Origin of the sequence: Cognatundibacterium jejuense (assembly GCF_014284255.1) — a bacterium.
Lineage (GTDB): Bacteria > Pseudomonadota > Gammaproteobacteria > Burkholderiales > Burkholderiaceae_D > Undibacterium > Undibacterium jejuense.
Window position 1 is genome coordinate 242,226 of sequence record NZ_JACOFV010000001.1, and the last position, 15,792, is coordinate 258,017.

At 47.8% G+C, this 15,792-nt stretch carries 12 protein-coding genes; 7 read left to right on the plus strand and 5 right to left on the minus strand.

The annotated features are described in order from the left end of the window. Nucleotides 1–179: 179 nt before the first annotated feature. Nucleotides 180–5,615, plus strand: coding sequence for a hypothetical protein (locus H8K32_RS01185; RefSeq protein WP_186910628.1), 5,436 nt, complete (start codon nt 180–182; stop codon nt 5,613–5,615). Between the two features lie 124 nt (nt 5,616–5,739). Here the strand turns inward: H8K32_RS01185 and H8K32_RS01190 are convergent, their stop codons facing one another. Continuing rightward, nucleotides 5,740–7,107, minus strand: a complete 1,368-nt coding sequence (locus H8K32_RS01190; protein WP_246447057.1) for an ATP-binding protein — start codon at nt 7,105–7,107, stop codon at nt 5,740–5,742. Nucleotides 7,108–7,121: 14 nt separating this feature from the next. Next, complete coding sequence (ompR, locus tag H8K32_RS01195) at nt 7,122–7,892, minus strand: osmolarity response regulator transcription factor OmpR (protein ID WP_186910629.1); 771 nt, start codon at nt 7,890–7,892, stop codon at nt 7,122–7,124. A gap of 315 nt (nt 7,893–8,207) precedes the next feature. On the opposite strand from ompR, the gene H8K32_RS01200 reads away from it, so the two are divergent. Then, nucleotides 8,208–8,549, plus strand: coding sequence for a hypothetical protein (locus tag H8K32_RS01200; RefSeq protein ID WP_186910630.1), 342 nt, complete (start codon nt 8,208–8,210; stop codon nt 8,547–8,549). Between the two features lie 29 nt (nt 8,550–8,578). Here the strand turns inward: H8K32_RS01200 and smpB are convergent, their stop codons facing one another. Next, on the minus strand, nt 8,579–9,028 hold the full coding sequence (gene smpB / locus H8K32_RS01205) for an SsrA-binding protein SmpB (protein WP_186910631.1): 450 nt from the start codon (nt 9,026–9,028) through the stop codon (nt 8,579–8,581). A 109-nt stretch (nt 9,029–9,137) separates the two neighbouring features. On the opposite strand from smpB, the gene H8K32_RS01210 reads away from it, so the two are divergent. Then, nucleotides 9,138–9,572, plus strand: a complete 435-nt coding sequence (locus tag H8K32_RS01210) for a type II toxin-antitoxin system RatA family toxin (RefSeq protein WP_186910632.1) — start codon at nt 9,138–9,140, stop codon at nt 9,570–9,572. Then, nucleotides 9,562–9,855: an RnfH family protein gene (locus H8K32_RS01215; RefSeq protein WP_246447058.1), complete on the plus strand. Its 294-nt coding sequence runs from the start codon at nt 9,562–9,564 to the stop codon at nt 9,853–9,855. The genes H8K32_RS01210 and H8K32_RS01215 overlap by 11 nt, the downstream gene beginning before the upstream one ends. Nucleotides 9,856–9,877: 22 nt before the next feature. Here the strand turns inward: H8K32_RS01215 and H8K32_RS01220 are convergent, their stop codons facing one another. Then, entirely contained in the window at nt 9,878–10,372 is a 495-nt protein-coding gene (locus tag H8K32_RS01220; RefSeq protein ID WP_186910633.1) for a DUF4124 domain-containing protein, read from the minus strand. 114 nt (nt 10,373–10,486) lie between these two features. Here H8K32_RS01220 and guaB point away from each other — a divergent pair, with 114 nt between their 5' ends. From guaB to guaA, 3 genes are read left to right on the plus strand one after another with little or no spacing between them, the layout of a single operon-like run. Beyond that, on the plus strand, nt 10,487–11,947 hold the full coding sequence (gene guaB, locus H8K32_RS01225; RefSeq protein WP_186910634.1) for an IMP dehydrogenase: 1,461 nt from the start codon (nt 10,487–10,489) through the stop codon (nt 11,945–11,947). A gap of 28 nt (nt 11,948–11,975) precedes the next feature. After that, nucleotides 11,976–13,025: a GGDEF domain-containing protein gene (locus tag H8K32_RS01230; protein ID WP_186910635.1), complete on the plus strand. Its 1,050-nt coding sequence runs from the start codon at nt 11,976–11,978 to the stop codon at nt 13,023–13,025. Between the two features lie 3 nt (nt 13,026–13,028). After that, a complete protein-coding gene (gene guaA, locus H8K32_RS01235; RefSeq protein ID WP_186910636.1) occupies nt 13,029–14,621 on the plus strand; it encodes a glutamine-hydrolyzing GMP synthase in 1,593 nt (530 codons plus the stop codon). A gap of 247 nt (nt 14,622–14,868) precedes the next feature. Here guaA and H8K32_RS01240 read toward each other — a convergent pair whose 3' ends face one another. Then, nucleotides 14,869–15,759: a LysR family transcriptional regulator gene (locus H8K32_RS01240; RefSeq protein ID WP_186910637.1), complete on the minus strand. Its 891-nt coding sequence runs from the start codon at nt 15,757–15,759 to the stop codon at nt 14,869–14,871. Between the last annotated feature and the right edge of the window lie 33 nt (nt 15,760–15,792).

Consider the following 15,792-nt stretch of genomic DNA (forward strand, 5'->3'; position numbering starts at 1 on the left):
TTTACGTCTCCTAGCTAAGTTGTGGGGCTGTTTGCTTTTGAATAAGCGCGAATAGAGGGGTTTTTCTTCCTTTGCTTGCAGGATTGTTTGTTTTTTCTTCATTGATAATTAAGGGTAAGAAGTTCCGAAATGGCTAGGCCGGCTATTTTGGGGAACGGCTACCAAATCAGGAGTGAAGTATGGACAGCAATCAGACATTGTTAAACAAATTTTCTTTGGGAGGATTCTCTCTCGATCGCCTCGCCGATCAGAAAGAAGATTTCTCGTCTTCTCCTGATGCGCTTGAGTCGAATTCCCGGATAGACGTTAAAGGCATTCGCGAAGCCATTGCGCGTGTAGAAGCTGAGGCACGTGCAACCGTTGCTGCAGAAACCCGCCTTAAAGCAGAAACCCAAGCGCGTATGCTTGCTGAGTCGCGTGCGCAGGTTGAAGCGGAAACTGCAGAATTAGCTCAGAAAAAGCTTCAAATAGAACAAGAAGCTGTGCAAAGCAGTCAGGCCAGGTTGCTTGCTGAAAAACAATCCCAAACTGCCAGCGTGGCACGTATCGCCGCCAATGAGCAAGAAACACGCGACTTACAAGAACGCGCCGAAATGGAGAGCCGTGCCCGAGCGCAATCTGAGCAGCGTCAAAAATTAGAACAAGAAGCAAAAGCGCGTGCCGAGCTGCAATTTAAAGCAGAACAAGAAATCACCGCCAAGGCACAAGCGGCCGCTGTTAAATTAAGTAAGCAGACAGAAACTGCACGTTCATGGGCGGCAGAACGCGTCGCTGCGTCCGAAGACGCTCGTCAGCAAGCAGTGGAGCGCGCTCGTGCTGACGCACGTATTGCCGAATTAGCGCGTGAACGTGAACGTCGTGAGCGTGAAGCGCGCGAAACTGCCGAAGCACTGGTTAAAGTTCGTAGCGAAAGCTTACAAGTCAGTAAAGAACGCGAACAGGCCGATGCAATGGCGCTGGAATTTGCACTTAACCGTGCACCAATAGAAGCCCGTGCCCGTGAAGATGCTTTGGCTCGCGTAGCGATAGAACAAGAGCAAGATGCGATCGCTCAGGCGCGCATGGAATCTGAACGTCGTGCCGCCGAAGCAATTCAACTGCGCATGCAGGCGGAACAAGAATTGCATGTAGCTGCGACCCGCCGTGAACAAGCCGAATTAGCAGCGGCAGCTACTGCCCAGGCAAGACGTGAAGCTGAAGATAAAATTCGCCAGGTTACTGAATCACGTATTCGTGCCGAACGTGAATTGCAATCTACAGCAATGAGCCGCATAGAAAACGAACAGCAAGCGGACGCGCAAGCGCGCGCACGTATGCAAGCCGAAGCCGAGGCAGCTGAAGAAGCACGTCAGCGTCGTATCGCCGATCAGGAGGCAACCGATATTGCACGTCAGCGTGCAGCGGAAGAGCAACGCGCTGCTAAGCTCGCAAAAGAAAGAATTGAGATCGAAAAAGTCGCGATTGAAGCGGCGCGCCAGCAAGCCGATGCGGAACAACAAGCATTGAGTGCTAGTGCGTTCCAGGCTGAACTCTTAAAACGCGCCAATATTGCTTCTGAATTGAAGGCAAAGCGTGCCCAAGAACTCACCCAGGTTGAGCAAATGCGCGCCGAAGCAGAACAAAAAGCGGCTGCTGCCTTAGAGGAAAAGCTTCAGGCAGAGCGTCAAAGAACTGAAGAAGCGGAGGTACGTGCCAAAGCCGATCAAACTCATGCTGAACTCATGCGTATGCAAGAGGCTGCCGAACGTGCAGCGCGTATTGCCCAGGAAACTGAGTGTGCAGCAGAAAAAATTGCTTTAGAGCAAGCAATGGAGCAAGCCGACCTGCAACAAAAAATGGCCGAAGCAACGGTCAAACGGAGCAGGGATGTGACTGAACTGCTGCGCGTGCAACAGCAACGCGCTCAAGATGAGGCGAAAGCGATGGAGATCCTGGACGAAAAACTCGACGTTGAACGTCGTCGTGCTGACGCAGTTCAGCAAATGCTCAAAACAGCCGAGGAAAAGCTGGCGCTGGAGCAGGCTGCGCAGCTAGAAGCTGAGAACAAAAAGCGTGTTGAGGAGCAAATGAAAGCCATCGCGCAAGCCAAAGAACAGGCAGAACGCGAGCAAAGAATCGCGCTTGAAATGGCTGCAAAGGCTGAAAAAGAAGCCTTAGAACAGGCAGAAATTCAAAAAGAAATGCAACTCAAAGCAGCTTCCATGGCGGAGCTCAAAAGCCGCCAGGCGCTGGAAATGACCCGTGCAGAGCAGGTAAGAAATGAAGCCGAAAAGCAAGCTATTCGTGCAGCACAAGAAAAACTGGAAGCGGAACGCGCCACTGCTGAACAGGTCATTGCACGTGCGCACGCTGATCGCGAGCATGTGAATGTATTGCAAGCACGTCAGCAACAAGAAGCGGAAACCAGAACAACTCGTCTGGCCTTAATTCAGGCAGAACAGACACGTCTGCAAAAAATGCAAGAACATGCCGAGCTGCAAAAGCAGGCAGCGCAAGCGGCTCAAGAGAAAGTTTTGGAAGCAGAAGAGCTTGGTAAAACATTGAAATTGCGTGCGGAGTCCGAGCAAACGGCATTAACTTCTATTCGCGAGAAACTCGAAGCTGAGAAGCAATTGACAGCGGAGTTGCAAGCAAAAGCCAAAGTAGAAGAAGAACAACGTAATCAACATCTGACCTTGCTTGAAACTGAACGTAATTTGCGTGTTGCGACTGAGCTCAAGTTGGCTGAAGAGAAAAAATTAAGCGAAGAAAACGCGGCACAGGCGAAAGCCGAACAACTCGCTGCCGAAGCAGCTGCGGCCAGGGTTAAAGCGGCAGCCCAATTGACTCGCTTGGAACAAGAAAAGGCACAATCTCAACAGCAAGCAGCGTTAGCGCTGGAGCAGCAAGCCAAGTTAGAACAAGAAAAAGCAGTAGCGGAAAAATTAGCTGCCCAAGCCACCCTTGAGAAATTGGCAGCAGAAAAAATCGCCCACGCCGCTGCTCAGGCCACTGCTCAGGCTGAGCAAGAGCAAGCAATTGCAGCATCTGCCCGCGCTGTTGCAGAACAAGAGGCGAGTGAAATGGCAGCGGCAAAACTGGAGGCAGAAAGAGCGCTGCAAGCGCAAGCGCAGGCCTACGCCGCTAGCCAGCACAAAGCACATCAATTAGTAGTTGAAAAAAATCGTCGTATCGCTGAGTTAGAGCAAGTTGTTTTGCAACGTGTTGCAGATGATGCTGCGTTATTGGAAACGACAGAACAGAAACTCTCTGCTGAAAAAAGAGTTCAGCAAGAAGTAGAGAGCCGTTTGTGTAGCGAAACGCAGGCAAAAGAATTTGCTGAGGCAAACGCGCATGCAGAACATGTTGCGCGCCTCGCTGCTGATGCGACGCTTGCTGCACAACGTGCGTTGCATCAAGAGCTGGCGGCGCATGTGGATGCACAAAAATTGATGGCAGAATTGGCAAGCCAACGATTGCAACAAGAGCAGCAATTGCGTGCTGCGCAAGAAGAGCGTAATCAAGCAGAACAAGCCTTGATTGCTATGCTGGCTGAAAAGCAACAAGCCGAAGTGAACGCAATCGAGGCTGCACAAGCCCGCCTGGCTGTTGAGCAAGAACATGTCGCCTTAATTTATGCTCGTCATCAAAGCGATGAAGAAGCGAGATTAGCAGTGGACGCGTTGAATTCGGCAGAAAAACAATGGCTTGCAAAATCCGCTGAAGAGGCATTGATCAAACGGGAAGCCGCAGCAGCGCTCGAACAAAAAACATCTTTATTGCTTGAGTCTAGCCGTGCTGAACAGCAGCGCTTGGCGCTTGAGCAGCAATTAAGTATCGAACTTGATGCGAAACTTCATTCTGAATTGCAGGCACAATCCGCTGTTCAGCAACGATTAGAGGCAGAGCAGGCATTGGCTAAAGTTGTTGCAGAGCGTACCGAGCAAGAACAATTGGCGAATGCCGCCGCGCAACAACAATTAGCAACCGAACAGACGATTTTTGTGAAATCGCAGGAACACGCTGAAGCACAGCGCTTGGCGGCTAATGCAATGGAAGAAAAATTGCGTGAAACTGAAGCCTTAGCGGTTTTGGAAAATCGTCGTGCTGCAGCGGCTTTAGAAGAGTTAAGTGCTGTTCAGCAGAAAATTGTGGCTGAGCAAAAAGCACTGACAGAAGCGGAGCAGCGCCAGCAGGCGGAGCAGGGATATTTGCAATTAGCCGACATTCGCGCACAGGCTGAGCAGGACGCGAATGTTGCCATGCAGATGAAACTGAATGCTGAAAAAGAAGCGACAGAATTGGCATTGATGCACGCCGCAGCACAAATTGAAGCTTCAGAATTGGCACAAACAAAAGCAAATGAATTACTTTCATTGCAACAGTTAGAGTTGCAGAATGCTGAGCTTGCTCAGCGTGAAATCACGGCATTGGAGCAACAAAAACAGCGCGAGCAAGAAACTTTGCGTTTAAAGCAGCAGGCCTTGCAGGCGATTGAAGAAAAAATGGATGCAGAAGTATTGCTGCTTAAAGCATCCGAAGATCGTTTGCACGCAGAGGCTGAACTTGCTTTGCAGAGCAAAGAGCGCGCCCGTCTGGCTGTCGAAGCTGCAGCGTTCGAGCAAGAAAAATTAGCACTCGAACAGTCGTTAAGTATCGCCACAACGGCGCAGATAGAGCAAGCACAACAAGTAATTGCCGCCATGAATGAACGTATCGCCCAAGAGCAGGCGCTTGCGGAATTGGAAGCACAGCGATGCGCAACTGAACAAAAGTTAGCTCAGGATGTCGCCTTGCGTATTCAGGCTGAACAAACATTGCTGGCTGATTTGGCGCTACAGGAAGAACAAGAGGCCGCTTTTGCTGATATGTTGTTGCAACGTCGCGCGGAGCAAGCGGCTGCTAAACATGCACTGGAGCAAGCTCAGGAGCAATTGCAACATCAGGCAATGACAATGTCTGAAGAAGATTTGCAGCAACAAGCTTTGCAAGATCAGTTGCAAAAGCAGTTGCAAGAGCAAATTCGTCTGCTTCAAGAACAGCAATCGGTTGAAACTGAAAATTTAAAACAGCTCGCTCTCGAACAAGAATGTGCGTTGCAAGCCGAGGCAGAACAAGTGCGCTTGAAGCTTGAGGCTGAGCGTCAACAGGCAGAAAATGTGGCGAATGAATTGATCGCCAAATTGCGTCAAAAGCAGCAACTGACACAAGAATGGCGCATGCAAGTTCAGCAAATATTGGCTAATGCTCCTGTTGCTGTGGAAGATATCGATGTTCTGGCTGAGCCTGAAATAGTACAAGTTCAGGAGCGTTTCCGCTTCCGTATGCGTCCATCAGTACTTGCCGGCTTAATGATGTGTGCTGGTGTTGTTGGCGCAGTAGGGTTTGCCGGTTTCGGTAGCTATCTACCAGTTTCTTCAGCATTCGCAGTGAATGCACCAGCTCAGGTCCAACGTGCTCACGTTGTTGCTCCCTCAAAGGTCAATCCAAATATGCAATTGAGTTATGAACTGGCCGCGCCAGTGCAAGTAAAAAAAGCTGAAGTGCAGAAGTCAACCGATGAAAAATCAGTCAAAGGTAATGTAGACGAAAAAAGTAAATCAGAAGTTCAAATTGCTCTGGCTGGCTCAAAATAAACTAATGCGATCAAAGTAGGGCAAGAATAAAATCCCGTTATCGAGTGTGGTAACGGGATTTTTTTTGAATATGTTTTGAAATTTGTTGGCGCTTGCTGAAGTTTTTTGAGGCTGTTTTTAGACTCTACTTGAATTTGATTTCAGGAAAAATCATGACGGCTACGAAGCCTTTGTAGTCGTGATTGTAAATACGCATTCTACCGCGATGTCGGCGTACGATGCGGTCGACAATAGCGAGTCCGAGACCAGATCCGTTTGCCTGACTACGTGATGCGTCAGCACGTGTGAATGGCTTGAGAAGTTTGGTGAGATCATCACTCTTTGCACCTTCGCCATAGTCGCGGAAGCTAACCAGAACGCCTTGCTTTTTTCCTTTATTTTTAAGGCTGCACTGTATTTCGATGACGGTATTTAGATTGTCAGGATTTTTGCCATAGCGGCACGAATTTTCTATCAGATTGCTAAACATGCGCCGCAATTCAGTGGTGTTGCCAGAAATCATCTGGCCAGGTGCAATCGATGAATGGATGTGCAAGTAATTAACGCGGGAATACTCGTGGATTACTTGTTCCAGTAATGCGCTAATGTCGATCATGTCGAAGCGCAGACTATCAATCGGTTTTGCGTAATCCAAAAATTGGCTGATGATGGCATCCATTTGTGCCAGATCAGACTGCATTCCCGTGCGTGCCTGATCATCGAGTACTGCCATTTCGACCTCTAGTTGCATACGAGCCAAGGGTGTTCTCAGATCATGGGAAATACCCGCAAGAATGATGGTGCGATCGGTTTCAATCCTGGCAAGATCTTCTACCATATTATTAAAACTGGCATTTGTTTCGCGTATTTCTTTCGGGCCTATCTCAGGCAGTGGTTGCGGTTGCTTGCCTTGCGCCAAAAGTCGCGCCGCGTTCGTTAAGCGAGATAATGGATCGTTGATTAATTTGGATATAATCGCGGCGCCGAGCAGGGTAAAAATCAGTGTTGCTGAAGCCCAGCTAATGATTGGCAGGGTAAACGGCGGATCTAAGCGATCTTCTTCAAGTCGCAGCCAATATTGGTCGCCTTCAATGTCAAAGCTGACCCAAAAACCTTCTATTCCGTTGACTGATTTGGCAAAACGCGTTTCTTTGCCCATCTGAATTTTCATCAAATAGCTTAGCTCAGAAAAAAAAGCGCTAGTTTCTGGAGGGTCGGTTTTATCACCTTCATTTAAGGTGTAAATTCGTATGCCTTCGTTGTTTGCCAGATCGAGTAATAATTCTTTTCGTCGTTCAGGTGCCGAATGTGTGAGTGCGGCGCGAGTAATGGTGACGATGGATGTTATCTGTGTGGTAAGTTGTTGTGCGCGAGGGTAGCGCTCTAAAGTCCGGAAGCTCATAAACCAGACAGTCATGCTGGCCATCACAAGTGCAGCCAGCATGAAAAAAGTGCGCCAAAACAGACCGCTGCGTAGCCATTCAAGACTATTTAAATAGGAACGCATTTGCATCTGAAACCCGACGTTTAAGTTTTTTGTCCGTCAGGAATAAAGACGTAGCCGAGCCCCCACACCGTTTGAATGTATAAAGGATTTGATGGATCGGGTTCTATCAGTTTTCGCAAGCGAGAAATTTGAACGTCCAGACTACGGTCGAATACTTCATATTCTCGACCACGTGCTAGTTCCATGAGTTTTTCTCTGGATAATGGCTGGCGTGCGTGACGGGCAAACACCTTGAGTACAGAAAACTCCCCTGTCGTTAAAGACACCATCTCATTCTTTTTCTTGAGAGTACGTGTACTTAAATCGAGGGTAAACTCGCCGAATGTGAACGTCTGCGGGCCTTCGGAGGGTGCGCCCGGTAGTTCATCCGGCACTTTCCTCCGTAACACTGCGTTGATTCTTGCAACTAATTCTCTTGGATTAAATGGTTTAGGTAAATAGTCGTCAGCGCCCATTTCCAATCCAATAATACGATCAACTTCTTCGCCTTTAGCAGTCAGCATAATGATGGGTGTCCGGTCGCCAGCGCCGCGCAAGCGTCGACAGATTGCTAAACCGTCCTCGCCAGGGAGCATTAAATCCAACACAAGCATGTCGTAGCGCTCTCTCATCCAGAACTTGTTCATGGCTTGAGCATTCTCCGCGCCGACTACCTGAAATCCTTGTTCGGTCAGATAGCGACGTAGGAGTTCGCGCAAACGCAAATCATCGTCTACAACTAGGATTTTTGCTTTTGGGGAACTGCTAGCGGCAGTTGAGGGGGTGTCAGTAGTGGAATGATGAGTGTTCATATGAATATCTTACTGGCATCGTCCGTGCTTGGAAACCTGTTAATTGCTGGACTTACACATTGTTACATATTTTTCGATTTGTGAAAGATCAATTTAAGTCGCGTGATTTAGACTCTTGCGCCTAGCGAGACGTTTTATTTGAGTGCCTCATCTTACCTTGCTTAACGATTTTGCTCATTATTTATTGCTCTGCTGCACTTGTGTATCTAACTCTTGCATATACATAGGTAACATATTAACGAGCGGTATTTCTTTTTTAGTGGTGTGCGGTCAGCATTCTTCGGGTGTTTTTTCTTAGAATCTAGTGATGACGTAATGAATTTGCCTTCAGCCAGAATTCTTATTCTGCTAACAACTATCGTATTTTTCAACTCAGCCTATGCTCAAGAGAGTGGCTTTCGTGCGTCTGTATTGCTTAATAATAAAGAGTTAAGGGGATGGGTGCACTCTGACGACAGGAGTGCTAGGACTCGTTTTTTTTCTTCAAGAGAGTTTGGCGGGAGCTTCTTCCTTAGAGCTGGAGGTAAATCAACCGCAAATTCCCCGCAAAACGTCAAGCCTAAAGAGAAAAAAAGCAAATTGACGCCAGAGGAGCGTCGCGCGCTGCGTCAGCAGGTGCGCGACGTTGAGCAAGAATTACATCCACCTAAAAAATAAATTTGGTATGGATCGATATCCATTGAGTCCTAACGGCGGTGTTGTTTCATGATCTTCTGTTGTTCGCGCTGCCAGTCTCTCTCTTTTTCCGTATCGCGCTTGTCGTGTTGTTTTTTACCCTTGGCAAGGCCGATCTGACATTTGATGCGGCCTTTAACGAAGTGCATATTCAGTGGCACCATGGTGTAGCCAGAACGCTCTACTTTACCAATCAGCTTACTGATTTCGGCTGCATGGAGTAATAACTTCCGAGTTCGCACGGAATCTGGATGGATGTGTGTTGATGCGGTCGGAAGGGCGCCGATATGGGCGCCAAACAAGAAAATTTCACCATCGCGGACGATGACGTAAGCTTCTTTAAGTTGCAGTCGGCCTGCGCGTATAGCTTTGACCTCCCAGCCTTGTAGTACGACTCCTGCTTCGAATTGTTCCTCGATAAAGTAGTCGTGGAAGGCTTTTTTGTTATCAGCGATGCTCATTAGATGAAAATAGGTTACTTTTCCTTATCAATTTCCTCCAGGAGGATTTCGATGCGGGGATGACTCGGTTAAAATGCGAACTTGTGATTCTACCAAATGGTTACCCTGGATGGCAGTCGTACATAAAACAGTTTTTATTGGTTATAGCGCAGCGCAAATGTTTGCATTGGTGGAGCGCGTCGAAAATTACCCGGACTTTTTGCCTTGGTGTGGTGAGGTTAAGCTTCTCGAACGTACGGAAAGTGACTTGACGGCGACGCTTTCAATTAATTATCACGGCATAAAGCAAAGTTTTACGACTAAAAATATAAATCAAGCACCACATTCTATGCAAATGAATCTGGTGGAGGGACCATTTAAACAATTAAGCGGTCGTTGGCAATTCATCGAATTGCGTGCTGATGCTTGTAAGATAGAGTTTGATCTGAATTACGAATTTTCAAGTAAATTATTGGAACATTTGATTGGCCCCGTTTTTAGTAAAATAGCAAACAGCTTTGTCGATGCGTTTTGCGCGAGGGCGGAAGCAATTTATGCAGAATAACGAAATGATATCAGTTCAGGTGTGCTATTCAGATGGCGCAGGAGTCATTTTGTTAGAGGTTCGCGTGCCTTTGGGCTCTACACTACTTCATGCCGTTGAATATAGTGGTATCTTGAAACAATTACCTGAGATTAATCTGGCAACCCAAAAAGTTGGGGTTTTTGGTAAGTTGAAGTCATTGGAGTCGCAGTTGCATCCCAATGACAGGGTAGAAATTTATCGTCCTTTGCTTGCAGATCCGATGGAGGCGCGTCGTCGCCGCGCCGTAAAAAATGGGCGATAATCAGAATAGACAATCCGATTATTTAGCAACCTGAACTGGCTTTTTTGGTGTCAGCAAGCTCTTTTTCACGCTGTTCATCCGACATGTAGTTGCGTTCACCATTTTTATCTGTGGTAGAAATGCGTACGCCAGATTCTAGTGTTTTTTGATACGACTTAACCCGTTCGCAGTTTTTGCTTTTGTCGTTAGCAGCTTGCTGTGCTTCTGCCGCCTTTTTATCTTTTTCTGCTTGTTCAGCTTTGCGTTTGTTGTAATCCTCGTTTCGGCTGGCAATAGAATCAGTTTTCTGGCGAGGTGTATCAGCTGCCTTGCTGGAACTTGATGCATCGCCAGCGTCCGTATTGCTATCGATAAGATTTTTGCCTTTCAAAATACGATTTTTGGGTACGGTGGATGGTGGCGGGGTATCTGAAAACTGCTTATTCCCATGTTCGTCGACCCATACGTATTGGGCGCAAGCCGAAGCGCAGGCAAAGAAAGTGCTGATTAAAGCGAGAATTGTGCGTTGCTTAAGCATGTTGTTCTCTCGATGGTTATGAATAATGGATTAAAAGATGCAAGAGTTTTACACGTAGCGAGACGAGTTCGCAAGTTTTCTGTATAATTTGCTTTTGCGCCTATAGGAAATGCTATGCGTTTACTTCAAAAAGCACTCACATTCGATGACGTGCTCCTCGTTCCGGCATATTCGGACATCCTCCCGAAAGACACTTCGCTTGCTACAAAATTAACACGTGATATTCATTTAAATATCCCGTTAATTTCAGCGGCCATGGATACTGTCACTGAAGCACGGCTTGCAATTGCCATGGCTCAGGAAGGTGGAATCGGTATTATTCACAAAAATATGACAGCTAAAGAGCAGGCTCGCGAAGTGGCGAAGGTCAAGCGCTTTGAGTCTGGTGTGTTGCGTGATCCGATCACTATTCCACCAAGCATGAAAATCCGCGAAGTGATCGCTTTATCTCAGCAACATGGAATTAGTGGCTTTCCGGTCGTTGAAGGCAACGTTGTGGTCGGTATTATTACCAACCGCGATTTGCGCTTCGAAGAAGAGTTGGATGCTGAGGCGCGTGCCAAAATGACACCGCGTGATAAATTAGTCTACGTTGACGAATCGGCTGATTTGTCCGAGGCGAAGCGTTTGATGAATAAGCACCGCCTTGAGCGTGTACTGGTCGTCAATGCGGCATTTGAATTGCGTGGTTTGATTACAGTTAAAGATATTCAAAAATCGACTGAACATCCTTTTGCATCGAAAGACCAATTGGGTAAATTGCGGGTTGGCGCAGCCGTTGGTGTTGGTGTAGATAATGAAGAGCGTGTCGATTTGCTGTCGAAAGCTGGCGTTGATGTGATCGTTGTTGATACCGCCCATGGCCACTCTAAAGGTGTTCTGGATCGCGTTCGCTGGGTTAAAGATAATTATCCGCACATTCAGGTGATCGGTGGCAATATTGCTACTGCTGCCGCGGCATTGGCCTTGGTTGAGCATGGTGCCGATGCGGTTAAGGTTGGTATTGGTCCTGGTTCTATTTGTACTACACGTATCGTGGCTGGTGTTGGTGTTCCGCAGATTTCTGCAATCGCTAACGTGGCAAATGCACTTAAGGGTACTGGTGTTCCTTGTATCGCGGATGGTGGGGTACGTTTCTCTGGTGACGTATCGAAGGCATTGGCGGCTGGTGCATCTACTGTGATGATGGGTAGTATGTTTGCTGGTACCGAAGAAGCACCTGGCGAAGTCATTTTGTTCCAGGGTCGTAGCTATAAATCTTACCGTGGCATGGGTAGTCTCGGCGCGATGGCGGATGGTTCTGCTGATCGTTATTTCCAGGACTCTGCCAATAATGCCGACAAGCTTGTGCCAGAAGGGATCGAAGGGCGCGTTCCTTACAAAGGTAGCGTTTTGGCGATTCTGTATCAATTGGTTGGTGGTGTTCGTTCGTCGATGGGCTATTGTGGTTGCGCTTCTATCGACGATTTGCATACGAAGGCAGAATTTGTTGAAATTACTTCTGCTGGTATGCGCGAATCACATGTGCATGACGTTCAGATTACGAAGGAAGCACCAAATTACCGTGCTGACTAACATTAGCTAGCTTTGCCGGGGGTACTGCATGACGACAAGTTTGGAAGGATTCAACGCTACGACATCATTAGTGGTTAATACCGGTTTTGAACGGATGTTAACTGAAAAATTCGATGTCAAGATTGGTCGTTTTGAACGATTAGGTTTGCAGTTATTCTCGGTGGCAAATTGTTTTGTTACCTTTGGGCATGTGAGTGGTAGATCCGGCGGTAGTGGTCGCTCCATTACTGAAATGGAGGCGAGCTTTTCAGACAGTCTTCCTTTGTCCGATGAGTTTTTAGTCATTTCTGATCTTAGTGCGCATTCGTTGTTGGCGGAGCATAGGCACGTGATGGGCGACCCGTTTATCCGTTTTTATGTTTCATATCCAATCTATGGGCAAGACGCGAAATTGGTCGGTTGCATCAGGTTGTTAGATTATCAGACACGAGAGCTCACTGAAAATCAGCATTTGTTGTTGGCTGATTTTGCAACCATTATCGAGCGCGAGCTAGCACTTGGTGTAATTTATCAAAATCAAATCGAGCTGGTTAAACAAAATAGAAATTTAAAACGAGAGTCATTGATTGACCCTCTGTTGGGAACGTGGAATAAAGTTGCGATAGCCCGTTCGTTGAAGATTGAGATGGAACGGTGCAGTAAGGCACAAAAGCCGCTTTCGCTCTTATTCGTCTATCCTGATCAAATTGATGATTTGCGTGCAGTTCACGGTGCAGCATTGAGTGATCAGTTGTTAATTCGTACTGTCAGCCGGATCAGATCTTGTATTCGTCCGTTTGATGCCTTGGGACGGTTTGGCAGTGATCAATTGTTGATCGTTTTGCCTGGAGCATCACACCTTGTTGTCATGGCTGTGACGGAGCGGATCAGGTTGGCAATTATGACGCATCCAGAATTGGTAGAAAACGTAGAAACGACAATGACGATTTGCGCAGGTGTAGTGTCAACCGACACATACCCTGATGCAGATCCTGAACTATTAATCAGCCTAGCTGAAAAAGCCCTGCTATCTGCAAGGAGTGCGGGAAACAATACTGTTGTACAGGCTATGCCCGGGCAACCTGACCTGATAATTTGAATTATGCATTCTAAAATCCTTATCCTCGACTTTGGTTCACAAGTCACGCAATTGATCGCCCGTCGCGTCCGTGATGCTGGTGTATTTTCCGAAGTGCATCCGTATGACGTCAGTGATGAATTTATCCGCGAGTACGGCGCATCAGGCATTATCCTTTCTGGTGGCCCGAATAGTGTGACAGAAGGAGATACTCCACGTGCACCAATGGCGGTCTTTGACGCTGGGGTTCCTGTTCTTGGGATTTGCTATGGCATGCAAACCATGGCGGAGCAGCTGGGTGGTAAAGTGGAAAATGGCCTGGTACGTGAATTTGGCTATGCTGAAGTGCGCGCACGCAGCCACACAGCCTTATTGAACGGCATCAACGATTTCGTGACACCAGAAGGTCATGGCATGTTGAAGGTCTGGATGAGCCACGGCGACAAAGTGAATGAAATGCCGCCAGGATTTAAATTGATGGCATCAACAGACAATTGTCCGATCGCTGCGATGGCGGACGAAGAGCGCCGTTTTTACGCGGTGCAGTTCCACCCCGAAGTTACCCACACAGTCCAGGGTGAGGCTATTATTGGCCGTTTTGTGCACGAAATTTGTGGCTGTAAATCTGACTGGAACATGCCAGACTATATCGCCGAAGCCGTTGCTTCGATCCGCGAGCAAGTTGGGACGGACGAAGTGATTCTTGGCTTGTCGGGTGGTGTTGATAGTAGTGTTGCTGCTGCATTGATCCATCGCGCGATTGGCGATCAACTGACTTGCGTCTTTGTAGATCATGGTCTGTTGCGTCTCGATGAAGGCAAAATGGTCATGGAGATGTTCGGTAAAAACCTGGGCGTTAAAGTAATACACGTTGATGCGACAGCGCAATTTATGGGGCATCTTGAAGGCGTTACTGATCCTGAAGCAAAACGTAAAATCATCGGCCGTGAATTTGTCGAAGTATTTCAGGCGGAATCAGCCAAACTCAGCAATGCAAAATGGCTGGCACAAGGCACGATTTACCCTGACGTCATCGAGAGTGCTGGTAAAGGCAAAAAAGGGTCACACACCATCAAGAGCCATCACAACGTCGGTGGTCTGCCAGACACCTTGAATCTGAAATTATTAGAGCCTTTGCGTGAACTTTTTAAAGATGAAGTGCGTAAGCTCGGTGTAGCACTTGGTCTGCCACATGGCATGGTGTATCGCCATCCTTTCCCTGGTCCTGGCCTCGGTGTGCGCATCCTTGGTGAAGTCAAAAAAGAATTTGCTGATTTGCTGCGCAAAGCAGATGCGATTTTCATCGAAGAACTGCGCAATAACTTTGTCGATAAAAATGCAGAAAAGCTAGTCAGTTGGTATGACGCCACAAGCCAGGCATTTGCCGTATTCTTGCCAGTCAAATCTGTTGGCGTAATGGGCGATGGCCGCACTTACGACTACGTTGTGGCGTTGCGCGCTGTACAAACGCAAGATTTCATGACTGCACACTGGGCGCATCTGCCGCACGAATTATTAGGCAAAGTCTCTAACCGCATCATTAACGAAGTACGCGGTATCAACCGCGTGGTGTACGACATTTCTGGAAAACCGCCTGCGACGATTGAGTGGGAGTAAGGCTGTTTTTTAACCCATTGATTCTATTGAGTTAAATGAATGCCATTGATGATCTTGATTGAATCATCAATGGCATTTTTCATGGCATGGGGTCGATGCTGAATCGAAAATATAGCTGATACCATGTGACCGTTTCGGCATACGCCATGGTATCGATAACCGGGTGCATTGCAGCGCTTGTGTTGATGCCATCAATGTCCGTTTTCGGCACAAAGCTGACAGATTGCACTATTCTCACTGACGGAGATCATCTCGATTTAGGAATTCGCAAGGCATCAATAACAAGGGAAAGCGCTAGCGATGAACGACGACTTGCGTAGTAAAGGTGATATCCGGGGAAAGTGATTCCCCAGTCGTCCAGAACTGTAACCAGCCGACCTGCTGCAAGATGTTCCTGAACCATGTCCTCAGGAAGCCATGCCAGTCCGTGTCCAGCGACAGCGGCATCTGCCATGAGGTCGCTGCGGTTGAACAAAAGACGTCCCTCGACATGGACGTTAGTAATTTTTCCACCATTTTTAAATTCCCACGCCAGTAAGCCACCGTAGGTCGGTAATCGCAAGCCGATACAGTCGTGCTCACTCAGTTCCTGCGGTGATTGCGGCGGCGGATTTCGTTTTAAATAAGCCGGACTCCCTACCACAACCATGCGCATGTCCGGTGCAATTCGCAACGCAATCATGTTCTTTGCAACGTCGCCACCAAGACGAATACCAATGTCAAAACGCTCCGCCACAATATCGACAAAACGGTTGTCGCTGCTGATCTCGATCTTAATTTCCGGATAATTTGGTAGCCACGGCAATAGTCTTGGCCAAACAATAGATCGGACCGCGTGTTCAGTCGCTGTGATCCGAACATTGCCGACTGGTCTGCCTCGCATGTTGCCCAGGACGGCCAGTTCAGCTTCGATCTCGGCCAATCGAGGTTCGACAGTGCGAAATAATTGCTCTCCCGCCTCCGTAGGTGAAACGCTGCGTGTCGTCCGGTTAAGCAGCTTTAGATCAAGCCTGAGCTCTAGGGCACGGACAGTTTGACTCAGAGCAGACTGGGTAACTCCCATCTGAGCGGCCGCCCGGGTAAAACTCTTTGCACGCACGACCGCAGCAAAGGCAGCAAGGTCATCAAATCCTGCCATTAATTAGTTCTCCTAATAACTGCATGTCGTTTT